The organism is Pseudomonas sp. DW-iso3, from assembly GCF_058725305.1.
On record NZ_JBZXDZ010000010.1, the window covers coordinates 174,846 to 197,613 of the forward strand.

General features: G+C 60.0%; 22 protein-coding genes and 1 tRNA gene. 14 read left to right on the forward strand and 9 right to left on the reverse strand.

Translation table 11 applies throughout. From position 1 onward, the window contains the following. Positions 1–49 precede the first annotated feature (49 nt). The 14 genes from ruvA (at position 50) to nadA (ending at position 12,115) form a co-directional block, all read left to right on the forward strand. The gene (gene ruvA, locus AC4PS7_RS26520; protein WP_003193868.1) at positions 50–661 is read left to right on the forward strand and encodes a Holliday junction branch migration protein RuvA; all 612 of its coding nucleotides are present in this window, start codon (positions 50–52) and stop codon (positions 659–661) included. Then, a complete protein-coding gene (gene ruvB / locus AC4PS7_RS26525) occupies positions 662–1,720 on the forward strand; it encodes a Holliday junction branch migration DNA helicase RuvB (protein ID WP_003193867.1) in 1,059 nt (352 codons plus the stop codon). A 139-nt stretch (positions 1,721–1,859) separates the two neighbouring features. Beyond that, positions 1,860–2,315 (forward strand): tol-pal system-associated acyl-CoA thioesterase, encoded by a 456-nt coding sequence (ybgC, locus tag AC4PS7_RS26530; protein WP_010208110.1) that lies wholly within the window; start codon positions 1,860–1,862, stop codon positions 2,313–2,315. Position 2,316: 1 nt separating this feature from the next. Continuing rightward, entirely contained in the window at positions 2,317–3,012 is a 696-nt protein-coding gene (tolQ, locus tag AC4PS7_RS26535; RefSeq protein ID WP_010208111.1) for a protein TolQ, read from the forward strand. Between the two features lie 23 nt (positions 3,013–3,035). Further along, complete coding sequence (gene tolR, locus AC4PS7_RS26540) at positions 3,036–3,488, forward strand: protein TolR (protein WP_161634127.1); 453 nt, start codon at positions 3,036–3,038, stop codon at positions 3,486–3,488. Then, positions 3,488–4,561 (forward strand): cell envelope integrity protein TolA, encoded by a 1,074-nt coding sequence (tolA, locus tag AC4PS7_RS26545; RefSeq protein WP_010208113.1) that lies wholly within the window; start codon positions 3,488–3,490, stop codon positions 4,559–4,561. The genes tolR and tolA overlap by 1 nt, the downstream gene beginning before the upstream one ends. Before the next feature lie 17 nt (positions 4,562–4,578). After that, positions 4,579–5,859: a Tol-Pal system beta propeller repeat protein TolB gene (gene tolB / locus AC4PS7_RS26550; protein ID WP_032864323.1), complete on the forward strand. Its 1,281-nt coding sequence runs from the start codon at positions 4,579–4,581 to the stop codon at positions 5,857–5,859. 55 nt (positions 5,860–5,914) lie between these two features. Next, positions 5,915–6,415, forward strand: coding sequence for a peptidoglycan-associated lipoprotein Pal (pal, locus tag AC4PS7_RS26555; protein ID WP_003209827.1), 501 nt, complete (start codon positions 5,915–5,917; stop codon positions 6,413–6,415). Between the two features lie 6 nt (positions 6,416–6,421). After that, on the forward strand, positions 6,422–7,255 hold the full coding sequence (ybgF, locus tag AC4PS7_RS26560; protein ID WP_305469444.1) for a tol-pal system protein YbgF: 834 nt from the start codon (positions 6,422–6,424) through the stop codon (positions 7,253–7,255). Between the two features lie 164 nt (positions 7,256–7,419). Next, the gene (gene queE, locus AC4PS7_RS26565) at positions 7,420–8,067 is read left to right on the forward strand and encodes a 7-carboxy-7-deazaguanine synthase QueE (RefSeq protein WP_010208116.1); all 648 of its coding nucleotides are present in this window, start codon (positions 7,420–7,422) and stop codon (positions 8,065–8,067) included. Positions 8,068–8,083: 16 nt separating this feature from the next. After that, a complete protein-coding gene (gene queC, locus AC4PS7_RS26570) occupies positions 8,084–8,758 on the forward strand; it encodes a 7-cyano-7-deazaguanine synthase QueC (RefSeq protein ID WP_029529046.1) in 675 nt (224 codons plus the stop codon). A 63-nt stretch (positions 8,759–8,821) separates the two neighbouring features. Further along, positions 8,822–8,897 (forward strand) — tRNA-Lys (locus AC4PS7_RS26575). 348 nt (positions 8,898–9,245) lie between these two features. Next, positions 9,246–10,820, forward strand: a complete 1,575-nt coding sequence (locus AC4PS7_RS26580) for a lactate dehydrogenase (RefSeq protein ID WP_258189396.1) — start codon at positions 9,246–9,248, stop codon at positions 10,818–10,820. A gap of 236 nt (positions 10,821–11,056) precedes the next feature. Then, positions 11,057–12,115, forward strand: a complete 1,059-nt coding sequence (nadA, locus tag AC4PS7_RS26585; protein ID WP_021491239.1) for a quinolinate synthase NadA — start codon at positions 11,057–11,059, stop codon at positions 12,113–12,115. Between the two features lie 72 nt (positions 12,116–12,187). On the opposite strand, the gene AC4PS7_RS26590 is transcribed toward nadA, so the two are convergent. From AC4PS7_RS26590 to arcC, 9 genes are all read right to left on the reverse strand, one after another. Further along, positions 12,188–12,676: an RDD family protein gene (locus tag AC4PS7_RS26590; protein ID WP_010208122.1), complete on the reverse strand. Its 489-nt coding sequence runs from the start codon at positions 12,674–12,676 to the stop codon at positions 12,188–12,190. A gap of 96 nt (positions 12,677–12,772) precedes the next feature. Then, entirely contained in the window at positions 12,773–12,985 is a 213-nt protein-coding gene (locus AC4PS7_RS26595; RefSeq protein ID WP_003365337.1) for a cold-shock protein, read from the reverse strand. Between the two features lie 393 nt (positions 12,986–13,378). Further along, on the reverse strand, positions 13,379–14,503 hold the full coding sequence (gcvT, locus tag AC4PS7_RS26600; RefSeq protein WP_021491240.1) for a glycine cleavage system aminomethyltransferase GcvT: 1,125 nt from the start codon (positions 14,501–14,503) through the stop codon (positions 13,379–13,381). Between the two features lie 39 nt (positions 14,504–14,542). Further along, entirely contained in the window at positions 14,543–15,919 is a 1,377-nt protein-coding gene (locus tag AC4PS7_RS26605; protein WP_021491241.1) for an L-serine ammonia-lyase, read from the reverse strand. 160 nt (positions 15,920–16,079) lie between these two features. Further along, a complete protein-coding gene (gene gcvP / locus AC4PS7_RS26610; protein WP_492179829.1) occupies positions 16,080–18,920 on the reverse strand; it encodes an aminomethyl-transferring glycine dehydrogenase in 2,841 nt (946 codons plus the stop codon). Between the two features lie 10 nt (positions 18,921–18,930). Then, complete coding sequence (gene gcvH / locus AC4PS7_RS26615; protein WP_010208126.1) at positions 18,931–19,314, reverse strand: glycine cleavage system protein GcvH; 384 nt, start codon at positions 19,312–19,314, stop codon at positions 18,931–18,933. Between the two features lie 405 nt (positions 19,315–19,719). Beyond that, positions 19,720–21,228, reverse strand: coding sequence for a transcriptional regulator GcsR (gene gcsR, locus AC4PS7_RS26620; protein WP_492179830.1), 1,509 nt, complete (start codon positions 21,226–21,228; stop codon positions 19,720–19,722). Between the two features lie 173 nt (positions 21,229–21,401). Continuing rightward, positions 21,402–21,764 carry a DUF5064 family protein gene (locus tag AC4PS7_RS26625; protein ID WP_010208129.1) on the reverse strand — a complete coding sequence of 121 codons (363 nt, stop codon included), beginning with the start codon at positions 21,762–21,764 and terminating at the stop codon, positions 21,402–21,404. Between the two features lie 18 nt (positions 21,765–21,782). Further along, on the reverse strand, positions 21,783–22,712 hold the full coding sequence (arcC, locus tag AC4PS7_RS26630) for a carbamate kinase (RefSeq protein WP_010208130.1): 930 nt from the start codon (positions 22,710–22,712) through the stop codon (positions 21,783–21,785). Positions 22,713–22,768 lie beyond the last annotated feature (56 nt).

The following is a 22,768-nucleotide window of genomic DNA, read 5'->3' on the forward strand; positions in this document are numbered from 1 at the left end:
AATTTCCGGTCAGGCCTTGATCTGACCCCAAGCTTTAAGGATCTGAACCGTGATTGGACGCTTGCGCGGCACCCTGGCTGAGAAACAGCCGCCGCACCTGATTCTGGATGTGAATGGGCTGGGGTATGAGCTGGAAGTGCCCATGACCACCCTGTATCGCCTACCGTCGGTCGGTGAGCCGATTACCCTGCACACCCACCTGGTGGTGCGCGAAGACGCACAACTACTCTATGGTTTCATCGGCAAGCGCGACCGCGACTTCTTCCGTGAACTGATCCGCCTCAACGGGGTGGGCCCGAAACTGGCCCTGGCCTTGATGTCGAGCCTGGAAGTGGATGAACTGGTGCGCGCCGTTTCGGCCCAGGACACCTCCGCGCTGACCAAGGTGCCGGGCGTCGGCAAGAAGACCGCTGAGCGCCTGCTGGTGGAGCTCAAGGACCGCTTCAAGGCTTGGGAAGTGGTGCCGAGCATGTTTGCTCTGGTGCCAAACCAGCCGGATATGCCGGCGGCGCAGGTCGCCAGCGCCGAAAGCGATGCCGTCAACGCGCTGATTTCCTTGGGCTACAAGCCGCAGGAAGCCAGCAAGGCGGTGTCGGCTATCAAGGACAAGAACCTGAGTGCCGAAGACATGATCCGCCGCGCCCTGAAGGGAATGATTTAAGTGATTGAAGCTGATCGTCTGATTGCAGCCACTGGCCCGCGCGACCGTGAAGAGGTCCAGGACCGCGCTATCCGCCCCCTGAGCCTGGCCGAATACATCGGCCAGCCCACCGTGCGCGAGCAGATGGAGTTGTTCATCCAGGCTGCGCGCGGGCGCAGTGAGTCCCTGGACCACACGCTGATCTTCGGTCCGCCGGGGTTGGGTAAAACGACGCTGGCCAATATCATCGCCCAGGAAATGGGCGTGTCGATCAAGTCCACCTCCGGCCCGGTGCTGGAGCGTCCGGGTGATCTGGCGGCGTTGCTGACCAACCTTGAACCCCACGATGTGCTGTTTATTGACGAGATCCACCGACTCTCGCCGATCGTCGAGGAAGTGTTGTATCCGGCAATGGAGGACTTCCAGCTCGACATCATGATCGGTGAAGGGCCTGCGGCCCGGTCTATCAAGCTCGACCTGCCACCGTTCACGCTGGTGGGCGCCACCACCCGCGCGGGCATGTTGACCAACCCGCTGCGAGACCGTTTCGGCATTGTTCAACGTCTAGAGTTCTATAGCACTGCGGACCTTGCGACCATCGTCAGCCGTTCGGCCAGTATTCTCGGCTTGCCGCTGGACCCTGAGGGCGCGTTTGAAATCGCCCGCCGGGCCCGCGGTACGCCACGTATTGCCAACCGTTTGCTGCGTCGCGTGCGCGACTTTGCCGAGGTGCGGGCCAAGGGACATATCACCAAGGCCGTGGCCGACCTGGCCTTGAACCTTTTGGATGTGGATGAGCATGGCTTCGATCACCAGGATCGGCGTCTACTCTTGACCATGATCGAGAAGTTCGACGGAGGGCCGGTGGGGGTCGATAGCCTGGCGGCGGCCATCAGTGAGGAGCGCCATACCATCGAGGATGTGCTGGAACCGTATCTGATCCAGCAGGGTTACATCATGCGTACCCCGAGGGGGCGAGTCGTCACGCGCCACGCCTATCTGCACTTCGGGTTAAACATTCCGTCACGATTGGGCGAAATGCCTGTAGTAGACGAATTCCTCGATGCAGTGGACGATTAAAAGCTTCACGCCAGACGATTTATCCTAGGTTTGTGCTGTCCTAGTGGCTGGTGTCGTCATTCAGTCAGTAGAAAAGTTTCAGACAACGAAAAAACAGTTGCCCAGCCGGATTGGCAACCTGAGGAGTAAGCACTAGAGTATGCGCGCGCAAAACGGGGATCAGTCGTTCGCACATCGCTGTCGCGTTTATTACGAGGACACCGATGCCGGCGGCATCGTGTATTACGTCAACTACCTCAAGTTCATGGAGCGGGCTCGAACCGAGCGGCTACGGGAGCTGGGCTTTGCCCAATCCCAGCTGGCAGGGGAGGACCTGTTATTCGTCGTGCATTCCAGCGAGGCGCGGTATCACGCGCCGGCGCGGCTGGACGACGAGTTGTTGGTCAGCGCTGAAGTAATCGAATTGAACCGTGTCAGCCTGCGTTTCAAGCAGCAGGTCAGGCGGGCAACGGATGCAACGCTGCTCTGTGAGGGGCAGTTCCTGGTGGCTTGTGTGCGCACCAATAGTTTGAAACCCCGGGCCATTCCCGAAGCTCTACGTTCGGCCTTTGCCGACGTAAGCGGCGCGGGTAAACAATCAAAGCAGGAGATTTAGCGTGGAACCTACCGTCGTCGACCATTCCTCCATGTGGAGCCTGGTCAGCAATGCCAGTGTCGTGGTTCAACTGGTCATGCTGACCCTGGTAGCCGCATCGGTTACCTCTTGGGTCATGATTTTTCAGCGCAGCAACCTGCTGCGTGCTGGTCGACGTGCCCTGGAGAGCTTTGAAGAGCGCTTCTGGTCGGGTATCGACCTGTCCAAGCTGTACCGTCAGGCGGGCAGCAACCCGGACCCGGATTCGGGCGTCGAGCAGATCTTCCGCGCCGGCTTCAAGGAATTCTCCCGTCTGCGCCAGCAGCCAGGCGTTGACCCGGAAGCCGTGATGGAAGGCGTGGCCCGTGCCATGCGCGTCGCCATTTCCCGTGAAGAAGAGAAGCTTGAGCAAAGCTTGCCGTTCCTCGCCACCGTGGGTTCAGTCAGCCCGTACATCGGCCTGTTCGGTACCGTATGGGGCATCATGAACTCCTTCCGCGGCCTCGCCCAGGCCCAGCAAGCGACGCTGGCCACCGTGGCCCCGGGTATCGCCGAAGCCCTGATCGCCACCGCGATCGGCCTGTTCGCTGCGATCCCGGCCGTCATCGCCTACAACCGTTTTGCTGCTCGCGGCGAGAACCTGATTGGCCGTTACTACACCTTCGCCGATGAATTCCAGGCGATCCTGCACCGTAAAGTGCACACCAGCGAAGAATAAGCAGGTATCTCACGATGGCTTTAATCACTCGAGCTCGAACCAAGCGCAAGCCGGTCGCCGAGATGAACGTAGTGCCTTACATCGACGTGATGCTGGTGCTGCTGGTTATCTTCATGGTGACCGCGCCGATGCTCAACCAGGGTGTGAAGGTTGACCTGCCCAAGGTTTCCAGCGAAGCCTTGCCCCAGGACAACAACACCCAGGTGCTGACCATTTCGATCAAGTCCGACAAGACCTATTACTGGAACCTTGGCAGCGAAGTCGACACGCAGAAGCAACAGGACAAGGCCTTGACCTTGCCGGCGATGACCGACGCGGTGACCAAGATCATTCGCTCCGGCAATGAAGGCGGCAAGCACACCCAGGTCTTCATCCGCGGTGACAAGGCGGTCGACTACGGCTCCGTCATGGGCGCCATGGGCGGGCTGCAAAAGGCCGGCGTGGGTAACGTTGGCTTGATTACCGAGGCGCCCTGATGCAGCAACAGCGAGAGCCGTCCGCCTCGGAAAGCTACTTCTGGCCTAGCGTCTGGGCAATTGCCCTGCACGTCCTGGTGTTTGGCATGCTGTTCGTCAGCTTTGCCATGACCCCGGACCTGCCGCCAGCCAAGCCGATCGTGCAGGCGACCCTGTATCAGCTGAAATCGAAAAGTCAGGCCACCACCCAGACCAATCAGAAGATTGCGGGTGAGGCCCAGAAGTCGGCCGCGCGCCAGACTGAAGTCGAACAGATGGAACAGAAGAAGGTCGAGCAGGAAGCGGTGAAGGCTGCTGCGGAACAAAAGAAAGAAGAGGCGGCTCAAAAGGCCGAGGAATCGAAAAAGGCTGATGAAGCCAAGAAAGCGGACGAGGCGAAAAAGGCCGATGAAGCCAAGAAAGCCGAGAAAGCTGCCGAAGCCAAAAAGGCCGAAGAGAAACAATTGGCTGATATAGCCAAGAAGAAGTCTGAAGAAGAAGCCAAAAAAGCGGCTGAAGAAGAGGCCAAGAAAAAGGCCGCTGAAGACGCCAAGAAGAAAATAGTCGAAGACGCGAAGAAGAAAGCCGCCGAAGACGCCAAGAAAAAAGCTGAAGCAGACGAGGCGAAGAAAAAAGTCGCCGACGACGCGAAGAAGAAAGCTGCCGCCGATGCCAGCAAGAAAAAGGCCCAGGAAGCAGCGCGCAAATCCGCCGAAGAGAAAAAGGCCCAGGCCTTGGCAGACTTGCTCTCCGACACGCCGCAGCGTCAGCAAGCCTTGGCCGATGAACGTGGCGATGAAGTCGCGGGCAGTTTCGACGACCTGATTCGGGCGCGCGCAGCAGAGGGTTGGACACGTCCACCTTCGGCACGCAAAGGCATGACAGTAGTGCTGCAGATCGGCATGTTGCCGGACGGTACGGTGACTTCGGTCAGCGTGTCCAAGTCCAGTGGTGACGGTTCGTTCGACAGTTCGGCGGTTGCCGCGGTCAAGAACATTGGCCGGTTGACCGAGATGCAGGGAATGAAACCAAGCGACTTCGCTCCCTATCGTTCATTCAAGATGACATTCACACCTGAGGATCTAGCCTTGTGAGAAACCTTCTTCGAGGAATGCTTGTCGTTATTTGCTGTATGGCAGGGATAGCGGCGGCGGATGAAAAGAACATTCTGGTTACCAGCGGTAGCGATCGGGCCACCCCGATCGCGGTAGTACCGTTCGGCTGGCAGGGCGGCAGCGTGCTGCCGGACGACATGGCCCAGATCGTCAGCGACGACCTGCGCAACTCCGGCTACTACGCACCGATTCCAAAAGGCAACATGATCAGCCAGCCGAACCAGGCCAGCGAAGTCGTGTTCCGTGACTGGAAAGCGGTGGGCGCACAGTACCTGATGGTCGGCAACATCACGCCGGCCGGTGGTCGTCTGCAAATCACCTACACCTTGTTCAACGTGGCGACCGAGCAGCAAGTGCTGACCGGTAGCGTGTCGGGTACTGCCGAGCAGATCCGCGACATGGCCCACTACATTTCGGACCAGTCGTTTGAGAAGCTCACCGGTATCAAGGGTGCTTTCTCGACGCGTCTGCTGTACGTAACGGCTGAACGTTTCTCCGTAGACAACACTCGTTACACTTTGCAGCGTTCGGACTACGACGGTGCACGGGCTGTGACCTTGCTGCAATCCCGTGAGCCCATCCTGTCGCCGCGCTTCGCGCCGGACGGCAAGCGTATTGCCTATGTGTCCTTCGAACAGAAGCGTCCGCGTATCTTCGTCCAGCACATCGATACTGGCCGTCGTGAGCAGATCACCAACTTCGAAGGCCTCAACGGTGCACCGGCCTGGTCGCCGGATGGCTCGCGCCTGGCATTCGTGCTGTCCAAGGATGGCAACCCGGACATCTACGTGATGAACATGGCTTCGCGCCAGATCTCCCGCGTAACCAGTGGCCCTGGCATCAACACCGAGCCGTTCTGGGGCAAGGATGGTTCGACCATCTACTTCACCTCTGATCGGGGCGGCAAGCCTCAGGTCTACAAGGCGAATGTGAATGGTGGTGGTGCAGAGCGCGTTACTTTCATCGGTAACTACAACGCCAACCCTAAACTGTCGGCAGATGAAAAGACGTTGGTGATGATTCACCGTCAGGATGGTTTCACTAATTTCCGGGTTGCGGCCCAGGATTTGCAGCGTGGCACCGTAAAAATTCTCACAGATACCAACCTTGATGAGTCAGCCACTGTTGCGCCCAACGGCACCATGGTAATCTACGCCACCCGCCAGCAGGGCCGGGGAGTCTTGATGCTCGTGTCCATTAATGGACGCGTAAGGCTCCCACTTCCTACCGCACAAGGCGAAGTCAGAGAACCATCCTGGTCCCCTTACCTGAACTGACGCGGCGCTACAAAAAGATTTGCTTAACACACTGGGGTTCATTAGGAGTTTCACGATGGAAATGCTGAAGTTTGGTAAGTTTGCTGCTCTGGCTCTGGCTCTGTCCGTAGCCGTTGGTTGCTCGTCTAAAGGCGGCGACAATGCCGGTGAAGGCGCAGCTGTTGATCCAAACGCTGGTTACGGCGCTAACACTGGTGCGGTTGACGGCTCCCTGAGCGAAGAAGCTGCTCTGCGCGCTATCACCACTTTCTACTTCGAATACGACAGTTCGGACCTGAAGCCAGAAGCCATGCGCGCTCTGGACGTTCACGCGAAGGACCTGAAAGCTAACGGCGCTCGCGTTGTTCTGGAAGGTAACACTGACGAACGTGGTACTCGTGAGTACAACATGGCACTGGGCGAGCGTCGTGCGAAAGCCGTTCAGCGCTACCTGGTACTGCAAGGTGTTGCTCCAGGCCAACTGGAACTGGTTTCCTACGGTAAAGAGCGTCCAGTTGCTACTGGCCACGACGAGCAGTCCTGGGCTCAAAACCGTCGCGTCGAACTGCGTAAGTAATTCGTCATGCGAACGTGCCGTCGTGCTCTAACTGTATTGGCTCTCAGCCTCGCGCCGCTTGTGGTGTGGGCTGCGGTTCCTGTGGAAGATAGCAACTCTGGCTATAACAATAGCGGGAGCAGTTATCCGCCAGCGGGTTATGGCACGAACGGCGCCTATGCGGGGGGAGCGGCTACGTCCGCTCCCTCGGCACAGGGCGAACTGTTCAACCAGCTGCAACGCATGCAGGATCAAATCGCGCAGCAACAAGGCGCCATTGAAGTACTGCAGAACCAAGTGAACCAGCTGAAGCAAGAAGGCCTGGAGCGTTACCAGGATCTTGATCGACGCATTGGAGCCGGCGTTCAACCTGCCGCAACTCCTGATAATTCTTCTGCCGGTGGCGCGCCAAGCGCTGCTGCCGGTGGTGCAGCAGCAGGGGCGGCTGCCAGCCAAGCCCCTGCCGCGAGCAGCGAACCGGGTGATCCGGCGAAAGAAAAGCTGTATTACGATGCAGCCTTCGACCTGATCAAAGCCAAGGATTTCGATAAGGCCAGCCAGGCATTTACCGCTTTCCTGCGCAAATACCCAAACAGCCAGTACGCGGGCAACGCCCAATACTGGTTGGGCGAAGTGAACCTGGCCAAGGGTGATCTGCAGGGCGCGGGCCAGGCATTTGCCAAGGTCAGCCAGCTGTATCCCAAGCACGCCAAGGTGCCGGACTCGCTGTACAAACTCGCTGACGTAGAACGCCGCCTGGGTCATACCGACAAGGTCAAAGGCATTCTGCAGCAGGTTGTGGCCCAGTATCCGGGGACTTCCGCTGCCCAGTTGGCCCAACGGGATTTGCAGCGCTTGTAAGCGATGCAGCCCGTTGAGAAGAAACCCGCGCCTGGCGCGGGTTTTTTCGTTAGAATCCACGCCCTTTTATGAAACACGCTTTTCGGGGTCTACGCGTTGGCGGGGTCCCTTAAAGTGCCTGACGGAGGCGGACAGCCTGTTTAGCTGTTACGCCCGTGGCGACTATGCAAGACACATTACGTATTACCGAAGTCTTTTACTCGTTGCAGGGTGAAACGCGAACGGCCGGCCTGCCCACAGTCTTTGTGCGCCTGACCGGTTGCCCCCTGCGTTGCCAATACTGCGACAGCGCCTACGCCTTCAGTGGCGGCACGGTGCGTACCCTCGATGACATCCTGGAGCAGGTTGCCGGCTACAAGCCGCGTTACGTCTGCGTGACCGGCGGCGAACCGCTGGCCCAGCCCAATGCCATCCCGTTGCTCAAGCAGCTGTGTGATGCCGGCTACGAGGTTTCCCTGGAGACCAGTGGCGCCCTGGACATCTCTGCCGTTGACCCCCGCGTAAGCCGCGTGGTCGACCTCAAGACCCCCGACTCCAAGGAAGCGCATCGTAACCGCTACGAGAACATCGAGCTGCTCACGGCCAACGACCAGGTCAAGTTCGTCATCTGTTCCCGCGACGACTACGACTGGGCGAACTCCAAGCTGATTCAATACGGGCTGGACCGCCGCGCAGGCGAAGTACTGTTCTCGCCAAGTCACCATGACTTGAACGCACGTGACCTCGCCGATTGGGTGGTTGCGGACAATCTACCGGTGCGCCTGCAATTGCAGTTGCATAAATACCTTTGGAACGACGAGCCAGGACGCTGACATGACTGAACAAACACTGGATCAAAAACGCGCGGTAATCCTGCTGTCCGGCGGCCTCGACTCCGCCACCGTGGTGGCTATGGCCCAGGCGCAAGGCTACAGCTGCTACACCATGAGCTTCGACTACGGCCAGCGTCACCGCGCCGAGCTGAACGCCGCTGCCCGTGTCGCCCGTGAGATGGGCGTGGTCGAGCATAAAGTGATCGGCCTTAACCTCAACGGCATCGGCGGCTCCGCGCTGACCGACAGTAGCATCGATGTACCGGAAACGCCCGGCGAAGGCATTCCGGTGACTTACGTGCCGGCCCGTAACACGGTGTTCCTGTCCCTGGCCCTGGGCTGGGCGGAAGTGCTCAATGCTCGCGACATCTTTATCGGCGTCAACGCGGTGGACTACTCCGGTTACCCAGACTGCCGCCCCGAGTTCGTCGAGTCGTTCGAACGCATGGCCAACCTGGCGACCAAGGCCGGTGTAGAAGGGCAGGGCTTCCGCATCCTGGCGCCGCTGCAAAACCTGAGCAAGGCCGATATCGTGAAGGCTGGTGTAGGACTTGGCGTCGATTATTCGCTGACTGTTTCCTGCTATCAGGCAGACGATGACGGCCGTGCTTGTGGGAAATGCGACAGCTGCCGACTGCGTGCAGAAGGCTTCCAAGCCGCCGGAATTACTGACCCAACGCGTTATTTCTGATTTATTTAAAATAAGGTGTTGAATAATCCTTAGAAATCAGTATTATACGCGCCACCACACAGCGGGTCGTTAGCTCAGTTGGTAGAGCAGTTGGCTTTTAACCAATTGGTCGTAGGTTCGAATCCCACACGACCCACCATTTTTGGCGGTTTAGAAAATCCGGAAGGCCCACGCAAGTGAGGATTTCCGGGTTTTTTTTTGCCTGTTTGAATACAGAGAAAGCCCCAGGCATACCAAGTGCCTGGGGCTTTTTTGTAGCCGAGCCATAGCCAGGCGCCACGATGGCGTGTCCGATCTCACCGCTCAACGTGGTGGACTGGGCTCGATCACCGAGCAACAGCACTCACATGACACCTGGTCGCACGCCATCGGCGCGGGTATCGGCTCACCACGCAACTTCTGGCATGGCTCTTTGTTGTCAGCGTGCTGTCAATCGATCGAAGTCTTGGTTAAATTGAACATTATCCAGTTCAAGACAGGGATCGTCATGACTACGCTTTCGCCTATCAGCACCGCCAACACGCTTATCGCCCGGCCGACGGAAACGCCGGCGGCAACCCTGACGCACAACGTTGAAGTCAGCCTGAAGAGGCCATCTTCAGTCGTCAGCCTGGGCAACGTCGTCTCCGATACGCTGTCCGACACCTATTCCCGTCGCGGGCAGTTGCCGGGTCAAGAGACCGTCCGCGCCTGGGAAAGCGACCGTCAGGATGCGCTCAGCAAGTCCCTCAACGCCAACTTCAATTCGCAATCGACGGCCAACCGTTTCAGTGGCCTGGGCGCCGGTCTGGTTGCGCAGTTCGCCAAGGGCGGTGGAGGGATTTCCCAGTCGGTGATGTTCGCGAGTGCCGACCGCGCGGCGAACGCGGGTGAAATCAAGGTTGATCAGAGCCTGCTGCACTCCAAGGCCGACAACCTGATCAGCCTCAGCATCAAGACCGCCAGCGGCAAGACCGTGACCTTCAGCCTCTCTAGCCAGACCGACGGCCTGGGGGTGAAGGCGACAGTGGAGGGGGGCACCTTGAGCGATGAGGAGCTCACGGCTGTTGGCAAGCTGGGCAGCGCTTTCCAGGCCGCCGTGGATGGGTTGACCGCAACGCCGCCGAAGCTCGACCTGAGTCAGCTGACGCAGTTTGATTCCACGTTGCTGGCCTCGGTCGACCTCAGCGCCAAGCTCAAATCCCTGGACGGTCAGGACCTGAGCCTGGCCTTTCACGCCGACAGTCAAAGCCGGACCACCCGCATGAGTGGTCCGCTCGGTGAGTTGAACCTGGCGGTCGACCTGAAAAACACCGCTATCCTCGGCAACGCCAAGCAGCAGGCCAAGGCCCTGCAAAGCTACCTCACCCAGTTCGATCGGGCACAGGCGCGCGGCAGCGCCAAGCCGGAGTTGATGGCGATGTTCAAGGACGCCTTCAGCGCCATGAACAGTCATTATCCACAGGGCGTTTCTTTGCCAGAGGCGCTGACGCGCAACCCGACCGACCAGGGGTTGCTCACTGGCCTGGCTGACTTCAAGGCGTCGATCAAGCAGGCGTCTGATTCGCCCAACCCGATGCGCCCCTCCGAGGTCGACAGCTTTGCCTATGAGGTGTCGCAAAAGACCCGTGTTGGTGGAAGTACCGCGCTGGACCGCAGTGTCAGCCAGGACCAGCAGTCGAGCCTCTCCGCGAGCTTCCACAAGAGCCTCAAGGGCGGTAAGGCGCCTGCTTTGGACGGCACCGCCGAGTCACAGAACTATCTCTACGTGCAGGTGCAGGACAAGGCCAGCAGTTCTGCCAATCTGTCGTACAAGGATGGCCTGCTGACCCATGCCTCGGTATCGCAAGAGGCCAGCCAGAACACCCGTACGCAAAAGTATGTGATGGGCAAGCTGGTGGACGAGACCTACGTGCCGACGCAGGCTGCGGTCAAGCGCGACTACCTGGTGCTGCTTGAATACGCGGCCAACGCCAGCAAGAAGTCCAAGGACGCGTTGGAAGAGTCCACGTTGAAGGATGCGTTGGCGAACATGCATGATTCGGTGATGCTTCAGCAAGAGCCGTCCGCATTGGTGCGCTGATACCGGGAGCGAAAAAGGGAGACCCCAGCCCCGGGGTCTCCCTTTTTTTGCCCGGCAAACAGGCGGGCGAATACCAGATTAGGCTTTTGAAACCCTTGGATATTCTGTAGCCTTGCGCAGCTTCACCTTAACCCGTGCTTGATGAACACCATCACTTCGTCCGGCGGCGCCCGAAGGGCTCCAGAGCCGGTGGTACACTCGACTTTCGCGCAACTGCGCCTGCAGGTCTTGCGAACATGACGCAAATTTCCGAACGCCTTCTGGTTCAAGCCCATCTCGACGCCAAGCAGCCCAAGGCCCTCAGCGCCGAGGAAGAGGCGAGCCTGCGTACCGCCATCGCCGCCGAGCTCAAGGCTCAAGACGCGGTGCTGGTTGCCCACTTCTACTGTGATCCGGTGATTCAGGCCCTGGCCGAAGAAACCGGCGGCTGCGTTTCCGACTCCCTGGAAATGGCCCGTTTCGGCGCCGCTCACCCGGCCAAGACCGTCCTGGTCGCTGGCGTGCGTTTCATGGGCGAGACCGCCAAGATCCTCACCCCCGAAAAACGCATCCTCATGCCCACCCTGGAAGCCACGTGTTCCCTGGACCTGGGTTGCCCGGTGGAGGAGTTTTCGGCGTTCTGCGACCAGCATCCCGAGCGCACCGTGGTGGTGTATGCCAACACCTCGGCGGCGGTCAAAGCCCGGGCGGATTGGGTGGTGACGTCGAGTTGCGCGCTGGAAATCGTCGAAAGCCTGATGGACAACGGCGAGACGATTATCTGGGGCCCTGACAAGCACCTGGGGACCTACATCCAGCGTCAGACCGGTGCCGATATGCTGCTGTGGGACGGTGCCTGCATTGTCCACGAAGAGTTCAAGTCCAAGCAGCTTGAAGACATGAAGGCGCTGTACCCGGATGCCGCGATCCTGGTGCACCCCGAGTCGCCGACATCGGTGATCGAATTGGCAGACGCTGTAGGTTCGACCAGCCAATTGATTGCCGCCGCTCAGCGCCTGCCGAACAAGACTTTCATCGTCGCCACCGACCGCGGCATTTTCTACAAGATGCAGCAGCTGTGCCCGGACAAGGTCTTTGTCGAAGCGCCTACCGCTGGCAATGGCGCGGCGTGCCGCAGTTGCGCGCATTGCCCATGGATGGCGATGAACACGCTGGAACGCACGCTGCAGTGCCTGCGCGAGGGTAGTAATGAGATCTTCGTCGAGCCGTCGGTAATCCCGCATGCAGTGCGCCCGCTCAAACGAATGCTCGATTTCACCCAGGCCGCACGTCTCAAGCTCGCCGGCAACGCCTGACCCCGTTGTGAACACTGTCAAACTGTGGGAGTTGGCAAGCCAGCGCCCACAGTTGATCTGTGTCGTCGGCAATTACTTTTTCTGCTTGGGGATCCGCACCAGTTGCGTATCCGAATAGATGTCATGCCAGCTGCGTTTGCGCTTATCAACCAGCGACCAGATAAACCCCAGCCCCACGCACAACCACGACGCAATCGACACCACAAAGCGCAACAGCGCCTGCCACAGGCTGATCCTTGAGCCATCGGCATTCTGTACGCGCACGCCCCACACCTGCATGCCCAGGGTCTGCCCGGAATGGGTCCAGAACTTGGCGAAGAAGCCAAACAGCACAAACAACAGAATCGTCGACAGCAGCGGGTCGCCGTCCAGCGCGCCGGATTCTGTGAGTGTGCGCATCTTCGCCTCGCCAACAAACGCGATCCAGATCAGCTTGTAGATGAACGCCGTGACGATCAGCAGGGCGGTGCACAACAGGAAGTCATAGAACATCGCTGCCAGACGACGGCCCAGGCCAACGGCGGGGAACTCGCCTTGGGGGCTCAGCAGGGGTTTCGACATGGCAGGGCTCTCTTCTGAAAAAAAGCCATTTTACGAGCAAACGCACATAAAAAAGCCCCTGATGTCACCATCAGGGGCTTTTTGTCGCAGCAGGGATCAGCCTTCTGCTTGTACTTCGTCTGCCTGCATGCCTTTTTGGCCTTGCACAGCAACGAATGTCACTTTCTGGCCTTCTTTCAGGCTCTTGAAGCCGTTGCCCTGAATAGCGCGGAAATGCACGAACAGATCCGGACCGCTTTCTGGAGTGATAAAACCAAACCCTTTCTCGTCGTTAAACCACTTGACGGTACCGCTCTGACGTTCAGCCATTTTCTTATTTCCTTGACGCTAAAAATTAATGACAGCCCCTTTCGCATGAAAGAGTACTGGGCTGGGTTGCAGGAAAGTAAGAGACGTCGAACGGGTTGTAGCACAACTACTTCAGCTACTGCCCAGGTCCAGGTTCCAAGCGACCCATGCAAACACAGTGGGCAAACTCTACGCCAACTAATGGAGAAAAAACAAGCCCTGCCAAAAGCCCAGGTTTTGCTTGGGCTTATGACACTTGGTTGAATATTGTGAATTCCACTTATTCGATAGAGTTGATCACTTGTTATAGGTTGACCCCTATAAAAAAGACTATCGGGAGTGCACTGTTTTATGGCGATTGCGTTACAAATTAGTGCGTGTTAACGCAATCGCGTTACTTATGGAAACAGTCAGTCAGCCCCGGTAGTAACGCTGCGGCACAAATGGCATTTTACTTACACGAAGTGGCACCTTTTTCCCACGCACCAGCGCAGAGACTTCGGTATCCAGTGCGATAAAGGCGCTGTCCAGGTAACCCATGGCCAGCGGGCCGCCCAGGGTCGGGCCGAAGCCGCCGCTGCACACGCTGCCGATCACGGTGCCGTCTGCGTCGACGATTTGTGCACCTTCGCGCACCGGCGTGCGCTCTTGTGGCAACAGGCCTACACGTTTGCGGCTCACACCGGCTTGCTGTTGGGTGAAGATCGTGTCGGCACCCGGGAAACCACCGGCACGAGCACCGTCGGCACGGCGCGCCTTGGAAATCGCCCACAGCAGGCTGGCTTCGATCGGGGTGGTGTCGGTGTTCATGTCGTGGCCGTACAGGCACAGGCCGGCTTCCAGGCGCAACGAATCGCGGGCGCCCAGGCCGATGGCCTGCACTTCGGTCTCGGCCAGCAGGCTGCGCGCGAGGCTTTCGGCGTTGGCGGCGGGTACGGAAATTTCAAAGCCGTCTTCACCGGTGTAGCCCGAACGGCTGACATAGCAGTCCACGCCCAGCAGGCGCAGGGTGGCGAACTGCATGAAGGTCATCTTGGTGACTTCAGGAGCCAGGCGCGCCAGTACTTTCACCGCCGCCGGGCCCTGCAGCGCCAGCAATGCACGCTCCTCGAACAACGGCTCGATGGTGCACTGGTCGCCGATATGCTGGCGCAGGTGCGCCAGGTCCTGGTCCTTGCAGGCGGCGTTGACCACCAGGAACAGTTCTTCGTTACCCAGGTTGGCCACCATCAGGTCATCGAGGATGCCGCCCTGGTCGTTGGTGAACATCGCGTAGCGCTGCATGCCGACTGGCAGGTCGAGGATGTCGACCGGTACCAGGGTTTCCAGGGCCTTGGCGGCATTGGCGCCGGTGAGGCGGATCTGGCCCATGTGGGACACATCGAACAGCCCGGCTTGATCACGGGTGTGCAGGTGTTCCTTCATCACGCCCAGTGGGTATTGCACCGGCATGTCGTAGCCGGCGAAGGGCACCATGCGCGCGCCCAGCTCGATGTGCAGGGCATGCAGAGGGGTTTTCAACAGGGTTTCGGTGGACATATTCAGCTCCTGAAAAACGTGCTGGCGCGCCGTTAGGCGTCAGCACTCGATAATGTTGACCGCCAAACCGCCACGGGCGGTTTCCTTGTATTTGCTTTTCATGTCGGCGCCGGTCTGGCGCATGGTGCGGATGACTTTATCCAGCGAGACGAAGTGCTGCCCATCGCCGCGCAAGGCCATGCGCACCGCGTTGATCGCCTTGACCGAGCCCATCGCGTTGCGCTCGATGCAGGGCACCTGGACCAATCCGCCAATCGGGTCGCAGGTCAGGCCGAGGTTGTGTTCCATACCGATCTCGGCAGCGTTTTCCACCTGGGAAACACTGCCGCCCAAGACTTCGCACAGTGCGCCGGCGGCCATGGAGCAGGCCACGCCGACTTCGCCTTGGCAGCCGACTTCGGCGCCGGAGATCGATGCGTTCTCCTTGTACAGAATGCCGATGGCGGCGGCGGTGAGCAGAAAGCGCACCACACCGTCTTCGTTAGCGCCGGGGATAAAGCGCATGTAGTAATGCAGTACCGCCGGCACGATTCCCGCCGCTCCGTTGGTAGGCGCCGTGACCACGCGGCCGCCGTTGGCGTTTTCTTCATTGACCGCCAAGGCGTAAAGGTTGACCCAATCGAGTACCGACAGCGGGTCGCGCAACGCCGACTCCGGGTGTTTGCACAGCTGGCGATGCAGGGCGGCGGCGCGACGCTTGACCTTCAAACCTCCAGGCAGAATCCCTTCGTTGCGGCAGCCCGCGTCCACACAGTCCTGCATCACCTGCCAGATTCTCAGCAGCCCGGCGCGGGTTTCCGCTTCAGGGCGCCAGGCACTCTCATTGGTCATCATCACCTGGCTGATGGACAGCCCGTAGGTGCTGCAATGGCCGAGAAGGTCTTTGGCATGTTTGAAGGGGAAGGTCAGCGGTGTGGCGTCCTCGACAATCCGGTCGGCGCCGGCGGCGTCTTCATCCACCACAAATCCACCCCCCACCGAGTAGTACTCGCGGCTGCGGATCTGGATATTGGCGGCGTCGAAGGCACGGAAAATCATGCCATTGGGGTGGTAGGCGAGGGGTTTGCGAATCATCGCCAAGTGTTCTTTCTCGTTGAACGCAATGCTGTGTTCGCCGAGCAGGTTCAAGCGGCCATCCTTGCGCATCTGCGCCAGGCGGGTAGCCACGGTTTCGGTATTTACGGTGTCCGGGTGTTCACCTTCCAGGCCCAGCAACACGGCTTTGTCGCTGCCGTGGCCTTTGCCGGTGGCGCCCAGCGATCCGTAGAGCTCCACCTTGAGGCTGAGGGTGGTGCCCAACAGGTTGTCACGCTTGAGGCCCTCGACGAATCGAGCGGCGGCGCGCATCGGGCCGACGGTATGGGAGCTGGAGGGGCCGATGCCAATCTTGAACAGGTCGAACACGCTTAAAGACATGAGTTGTTCTCCGGTTTCTTATTATTTATCAGGTGTACTCGGCCAAATGTGGGAGCGGGCTTGCTCGCGAAAGCGGTCTCTCAGTTGATACACCTGCTGACTGATCCACCGCATTCGCGGGCAAGCCCGCTCCCACATTTGTACCGAGTACATCCTCAGGTTACGCGTAGCTCTCGATCGACGGGCACGCACACACCAGATTGCGATCGCCAAACACGTTGTCGACACGCCCCACCGGCGGCCAGTACTTGCCTTCGATCAATGAAGGCACCGGGTACACCGCTTGTTCGCGGGTGTAGGGGTGCGTCCACTCGCTCACCAGTTCGGCAGCGGTGTGCGGCGCGTTCTTCAGTGGGTTGTCGTCCTTGTCCAGTGTGCCGTTTTCCACCGCGCGGATTTCTTCGCGGATGGCGATCATCGCATTGCAGAAGCGGTCCAGTTCTTCCTTGGATTCGCTTTCGGTCGGCTCGATCATCAAGGTGCCTGCCACCGGGAACGACATGGTCGGCGCATGGAAACCGAAGTCGATCAGGCGCTTGGCCACGTCGTCCACGCTGATGCCGCTGCTGTCTTTCAAGGGGCGCAGGTCGAGGATGCACTCATGCGCGACCAGGCCGTTGCTGCCGGTGTAGAGGACGGGGTAGTGCTCTTCAAGGCGACGGGAAATGTAGTTGGCATTCAGGATCGCCAACTGCGATGCGCGCTTGAGGCCTGCGCCACCCATCATGCTGATGTACATCCAGGTGATCGGCAGGATGCTTGCGCTGCCGAATGGCGCCGCGCACACCGCGCCTTCCTTGCGCTCCATGGCCGCGTGGCCTGGCAGGAACGGCGTAAGGTGCGACTTGACGCCAATCGGGCCAACGCCTGGGCCGCCACCGCCGTGCGGGATGCAGAAGGTCTTGTGCAGGTTCAGGTGGGACACGTCGCCGCCGAACTTGCCGGGGGCGCACAGGCCGACCATGGCGTTCATGTTGGCGCCGTCGATGTACACCTGGCCGCCGTTGTCGTGAATGATGCCGCAGATTTCGCGGATACCTTCTTCGAACACGCCGTGGGTGGAAGGGTAGGTGATCATCAGCGCGGCGAGGTGGTCGCGGTGCTCGATGGCCTTGGCCCGCAGGTCTTCGATATCCACGTTGCCACGGGCGTCGCAAGCGGTGACGACCACACGCATGCCCGCCATGTTGGCGGTGGCCGGGTTGGTACCGTGGGCCGACGATGGGATCAGGCAGATGTCGCGGCGCTCATCGCCACGGCTCTGGTGATAGGCACGGATGGCCAGCAGGCCGGCGTACTCGCCCTGGGAACCGGCGTTCGGCTGCAGGGAAATCGCGTCGTAACCGGTGGCGGCGCAGAGCATGGCTTCGAGGTCGGACGTCAGCTCCAGGTAGCCGGCGCTCTGCTCGGCCGGGGCGAACGGGTGCAAGGCGCCGAACTCCGCCCAGGTCACCGGGATCATTTCGCTGGCGGCGTTGAGCTTCATGGTGCACGAGCCCAGCGGGATCATGGTGCGGTCCAGCGCGAGGTCCTTGTCGGCCAGCTTGCGCAGGTAGCGCATCAGCTCGGTTTCCGAGTGATACCGGTTGAATACCGGGTGGCTGAGGACCGGCGACTGGCGCAGCAGCGCGGCCGGCAGGGTGCTTTCAACCTGGGCGGCGAAGTCCGGCAGGGCCTTACCGTCGGCGAAGATCGCCCACAGGGTTTCAATGTCGGCCTGGGTGGTGGTTTCGTCCACCGATACACCCACACGCTCAGCGTCCACCCCTCGCAGATTGATGCGCTGAGCGCGGGCCTTATCGTGCACGGCGGCAGTGTGGGCGCCAGTGTTGAGCGTGAGGGTGTCGAAGAAGTGGGCTTGCTCGACGTTCTGGCCCAGGGCGGTCAGGCCCTTGGCCAGGATCGCGGTCAGCTGGTGCACTCGCCGGGCAATCTGGGTCAGGCCTTTGGGGCCGTGGTACACGGCGTACATGCTGGCGATGTTGGCCAGCAGCACCTGGGCGGTGCAGATGTTCGACGTGGCCTTTTCGCGGCGGATATGTTGCTCGCGGGTCTGCATGGCCAGGCGCAGGGCCGGTTTGCCGAAACGGTCGACGGACACACCGACCAGACGGCCCGGCATGTCGCGCTTGAACGCATCCTTGGTGGAGAAGTACGCCGCGTGCGGGCCACCAAAGCCCAGCGGCACGCCGAAGCGTTGCGCACTGCCGATGGCCACGTCGGCGCCGAACTCACCCGGTGGGGTCAGCAGCGTCAGGGCCAGCAGGTCGGCGGCCACGGCTACCAATGCATGGGCAGCGTGGAAACGCTCGGTCAGCTCGCGGTAGTCGAACACGTCGCCGTTGCTGGCAGGGTACTGCAGCAGGGCGCCGAAGAACGGGCTGACGTCGGTCAGTTCGCGCTCATCGCCCACCACCACATCAATACCCAGTGGCTCGGCACGGGTGCGCAGCACGTCGAGGGTTTGCGGGTGGCTGTGGATCGAGGCGAAGAAGGCGTTGCTGCCCTTGTTCTTGCTCAGGCGCTTGCAGAAGGTCATGGCTTCGGCGGCGGCGGTGGCTTCGTCAAGCAGCGAGGCGTTGGCGATCGGCAGGCCGGTGAGATCGCTGATCAGGGTCTGGAAGTTCAGCAGCGCTTCCAGGCGGCCCTGGGAAATCTCTGGCTGGTAGGGGGTGTAGGCGGTGTACCAGGCCGGGTTTTCCAGCAAGTTGCGCAGGATCGGCGACGGCGTGTGGCAGTTGTAGTAGCCCTGGCCGATGTAGGTCTTGAACAGTTGGTTCTTGCCGGCGATGGCCTTGATCTTGGCCAGGGCCTCGGCTTCGCTCAGGCCGTCTTCCAGGCCGAGCACGCTGGTGCCCTTGATGCTTTCCGGGATCACGCTGGCGCTCAGGGCTTCCAGGGAATCAAAGCCCAGGCTGGCGAGCATCTGCTGCTCGTCTTCCTGGCGTGGGCCGATATGGCGGGCGATGAATTCGTTGGCGGTGGTCAATTGAACGGTCATTGCGCGCTCCTCAAGCTTCAGCGTTGGCTTTGATCAGGCGGTCATACGCATCCTGATCCAACAGTTTAGCGACCGCACCGGCATCGGCCGGTTTAAAGCGGAAGAACCAACCTTCGCCCATCGGGTCTTCGTTGACCAGCTCCGGGCTGCCATCCAATTTGTCGTTCACTTCGAGGACTTCACCGTCCAGCGGCATGTACACGCCGCTGGCTGCTTTTACGGACTCAACGGTGGACGCTTCAGCGCCCTTGTCATAGGCCTGCAACTCCGGCAGTTGCACGAAAACCACGTCACCCAGCGCGTTTTGCGCGAAAGCGGTGATACCCACGGTGACGCTGCCGTCAGCTTCGGCGCGCAGCCATTCGTGATCTTCAGTGAAACGCAACTCGCTCATGGAAACTCCTCAAGGCCAGATTCGTCTGGTGGACGGGATTGGAATAATGGGGAGTTGTTTAGCAATATCGCGGCCAACCTTATTAATTCGTTATAAATCAATAGGTTAATAAAATTGGCTATAACCCTATGCCCGTCAGCTGTAGCGATTTCGCTACAACCGGGCCTGCGAAAAAAAGCCTATGTGGATCAAAGCCTTGCATGGCGCGCAAAAAACAGGTTTGTAGCGATATCGTTCCACTGTAGCGCTTTCAGTACAGCGGATGTCGTTCTCAGACCAAAATCTGGAATACGATAAAGGTGGGAGCGGGCTTGCTCGCGAATGCGGTGGGTCAGTGATGGGGGGCGAGTTGACACTGCGCATTCGCGAGCAAGCCCGCTCCCACATTTTGATCCGCGTTCGGGTTCAGGGTTTGTTGGGAATGCCGTACTTGCGCAGGCGATGAGCGATCGCAGTGTGGGAGGTCTGCAGGCGACTGGCCAGTTGTCGGGTCGAAGGGTAGCTGGTGTAGAGCGTTTCCAGCAGGTTGCGCTCAAAGTCTTCCACCGCCTGTTCCAGGCTGTCGATTTCGCCGTCGCTCTGGCGTGCCACCGAAGTGCCGGCGATGTCCAGGTCGCCAATGTCCACCAGGCTGCTTTCGCAGATGGCAGCGGCGCGGAAGATCACGTTCTGCAATTGGCGCACGTTGCCCGGCCAGCGGTTGCCCAGCAGTGCCGGGTAAGTCCCGGGCGCCAAGCGGCAGACTGGGCGCTGGATCTGCGCGCAGGCCTGCTGCATGAAGTAGCGGGCCAGCAACAGGATGTCCTGGCCACGTTCGCGCAACGGCGGCACTTCGACGTTGAGTACGTTCAGGCGGTAGAAAAGATCTTCGCGAAAAGTGCCTTCGCTGACCATTTTTTCCAGGTCGCGGTGGGTAGCGCTGAGGATGCGCACATTGACCTTCACTTCGCGGTCGCCGCCCACGCGACGGAAGCTGCCGTCATTGAGAAAACGTAGCAGCTTGGCCTGCAAGTACGGCGACATCTCACCGATTTCATCCAGAAACACCGTGCCCTGGTTGGCCAACTCCATCAGCCCCGGTTTGCCACCGCGTTGCGCGCCGGTAAAGGCGCCCGGTGCGTAACCAAACAACTCGCTTTCCGCGAGGTTTTCCGGCAGCGCCGCACAGTTCAACGCGAGGAATGGCGCGCTGTGGCGCACACTGATCGCATGGCAGGCGCGCGCCACCAGTTCCTTGCCGGTGCCGGTTTCGCCCTGGATCAACAGCGGTGCATCCAGCGCCGCCACCCGCTGGGCGCGGGCCTTGAGCGTGCGGATGACCGGGGATTCGCCGAGCAGCGCATCAAAGCCTTCGGCATGGTCATGGTGCAGTGCCGACAGTTGTTCGCCGATGCGGTTGGGTTGGTAGAGCGTCAGTAACGCGCCGGCGTCGGTGATCGGTGTGGCGTCCAGCAGCAGGGTCTGGCCGTTGACGCTGATTTCTCGCAGCGGCAGGCGGAAGCCTTGCTCCAGCAAGGTGTCGAGCAGCGCCGGGTCATTGAACAGCTCGCTGATGCTTTCCCCAGCCGGTTCGCGACCGTACAGGGCGATCAGCGCCGGATTGGCCAGCAGGATCTTGCCCGCGCTGTCCAGCGCCAGTACCGGGTCGGTCATGGCCGCCAATAGGGCGTCGAGTTGCAGGTGACGACGTTGGCCGGGAAGGATGTCCACCACCTTCACCGCTTGCACGCCCTGCACGCTGAACAGTGCGTCGCGCAGTTCTTCGAGCACGTCGGCGCTCAGGGTCGGCGCATCGATGTAGACGTTGGGCGGCACCATTTCCACCGCATCCAGATTGAGATTGCGCCCACCGAGCAGGGCCAGGACTTCCTGGGTAATGCCGACGCGGTCGATGAAGCTGACGTGGATACGCATGGGGCGGATCTTGATTCTGGAGTGCGGAGGGTGGCCAGTATGCCTTGGAGATGATGGAGATCAAAATGTGGGAGCGGGCTTGCTCGCGAATGCGCTGTGTCAGTCCCTATATTCAGTGACTGATGCACCACATTCGCGAGCAAGCCTGCTCCCACAGGGGATTTGCGCTGTGATTACGCCAGGTGCTCCGGCTTGACCGGATCGCCTGACTTTACATCCAACTGATTCCGTACATCCTCAAACATCATGTCGTACTGCTTGTGCATCGAGCCATTCAACACCGCCACCTTGGGCATTCCATACTTCTGCGCGATGTTCATGGCATGCCGGGCAAAGTCGAACGCCTGGTCCTTGGGCAGGAAAAACTCCTCCTTCAGGTCCTTGCCCTGCACCGAGCCATGCAGCTTGAACAGCATCCCCTTGCCTTCCTTGGGATCCTGGCTGACTTCGTAGTCGATACACAGGTTGTAGCTGTAGTCATCCTTGTTCAACGCGTGACGTTCAACGTGCAGGTGACCCGGTTCAAAGGTGGCCATAGGCGTCTCTCCTCTACTTCACAGATAGGTGATGCCAGGTTTTGCCGTGCTGATGCGTGTACCGGCGCTGCCCTGGACGATGGCTTCGATGTCCGAGAGTGAACCGATGACGGCGGTTTTGCCAGTCTGACGGGCGAACTCGCAGGCGGCTTGCACCTTGGGCCCCATGGAACCGGCCGCGAAGCCGAGTTTTTCCATTTCGTCGGGGTGGGCCTGGCCGATGGCCTTCTGGGTGGGTTTGCCGAAGTCGATAAAAGCGGCGTTGACGTCGGTGGCGATCACCAACAAATCGGCTTTCAATTGCGATGCCAGCAGCGACGAGCACAGGTCTTTGTCGATCACGGCTTCAATGCCGCGCAGCTTGCCGTCCTCGCCGTACATTGTCGGAATGCCGCCGCCGCCGGCACAAATCACGATACTGCCTTTGTCCAGCAGCCAGGTGATCGGGCGGATTTCAAAGATGCGTTTTGGCCGTGGGCTGGCGACCACGCGGCGGTACTTGTCGCCATCCGGCGCAATGGCCCAGCCCTTTTCAGCGGCGAGTTTCTCCGCTTCGGCCTTGGAATACACCGGACCGATGGGCTTGGTCGGGTTCTGGAAGGCGGGGTCCTTGGCGTCCACTTCGACCTGGGTGAGCAGGGTGGCGAAGGGCACTTCAAAGTCCAGCAGGTTGCCCAGTTCCTGTTCGATGATGTAACCGATCATGCCCTCGGTTTCGGCGCCAAGCACGTCCAGCGGGTACGGTGAGACCTGGGTGTAGGCCGCTGCCTGCAACGACAACAGGCCGACCTGCGGACCATTGCCGTGGGCGATCACCAGCTCGTTGCCGGCGTGAATCTTGGCGATCTGTTCGGTGGCGATGCGAATATTGGCGCGTTGGTTGTCCGCCGTCATGGGTTCACCACGGCGGAGCAGGGCGTTACCGCCCAAGGCTACGACGATGCGCATACAGAGTGTCCTTCTAGAGTTCCATGTTGCGAACACAGGGCCAACTGTGGGAGCGG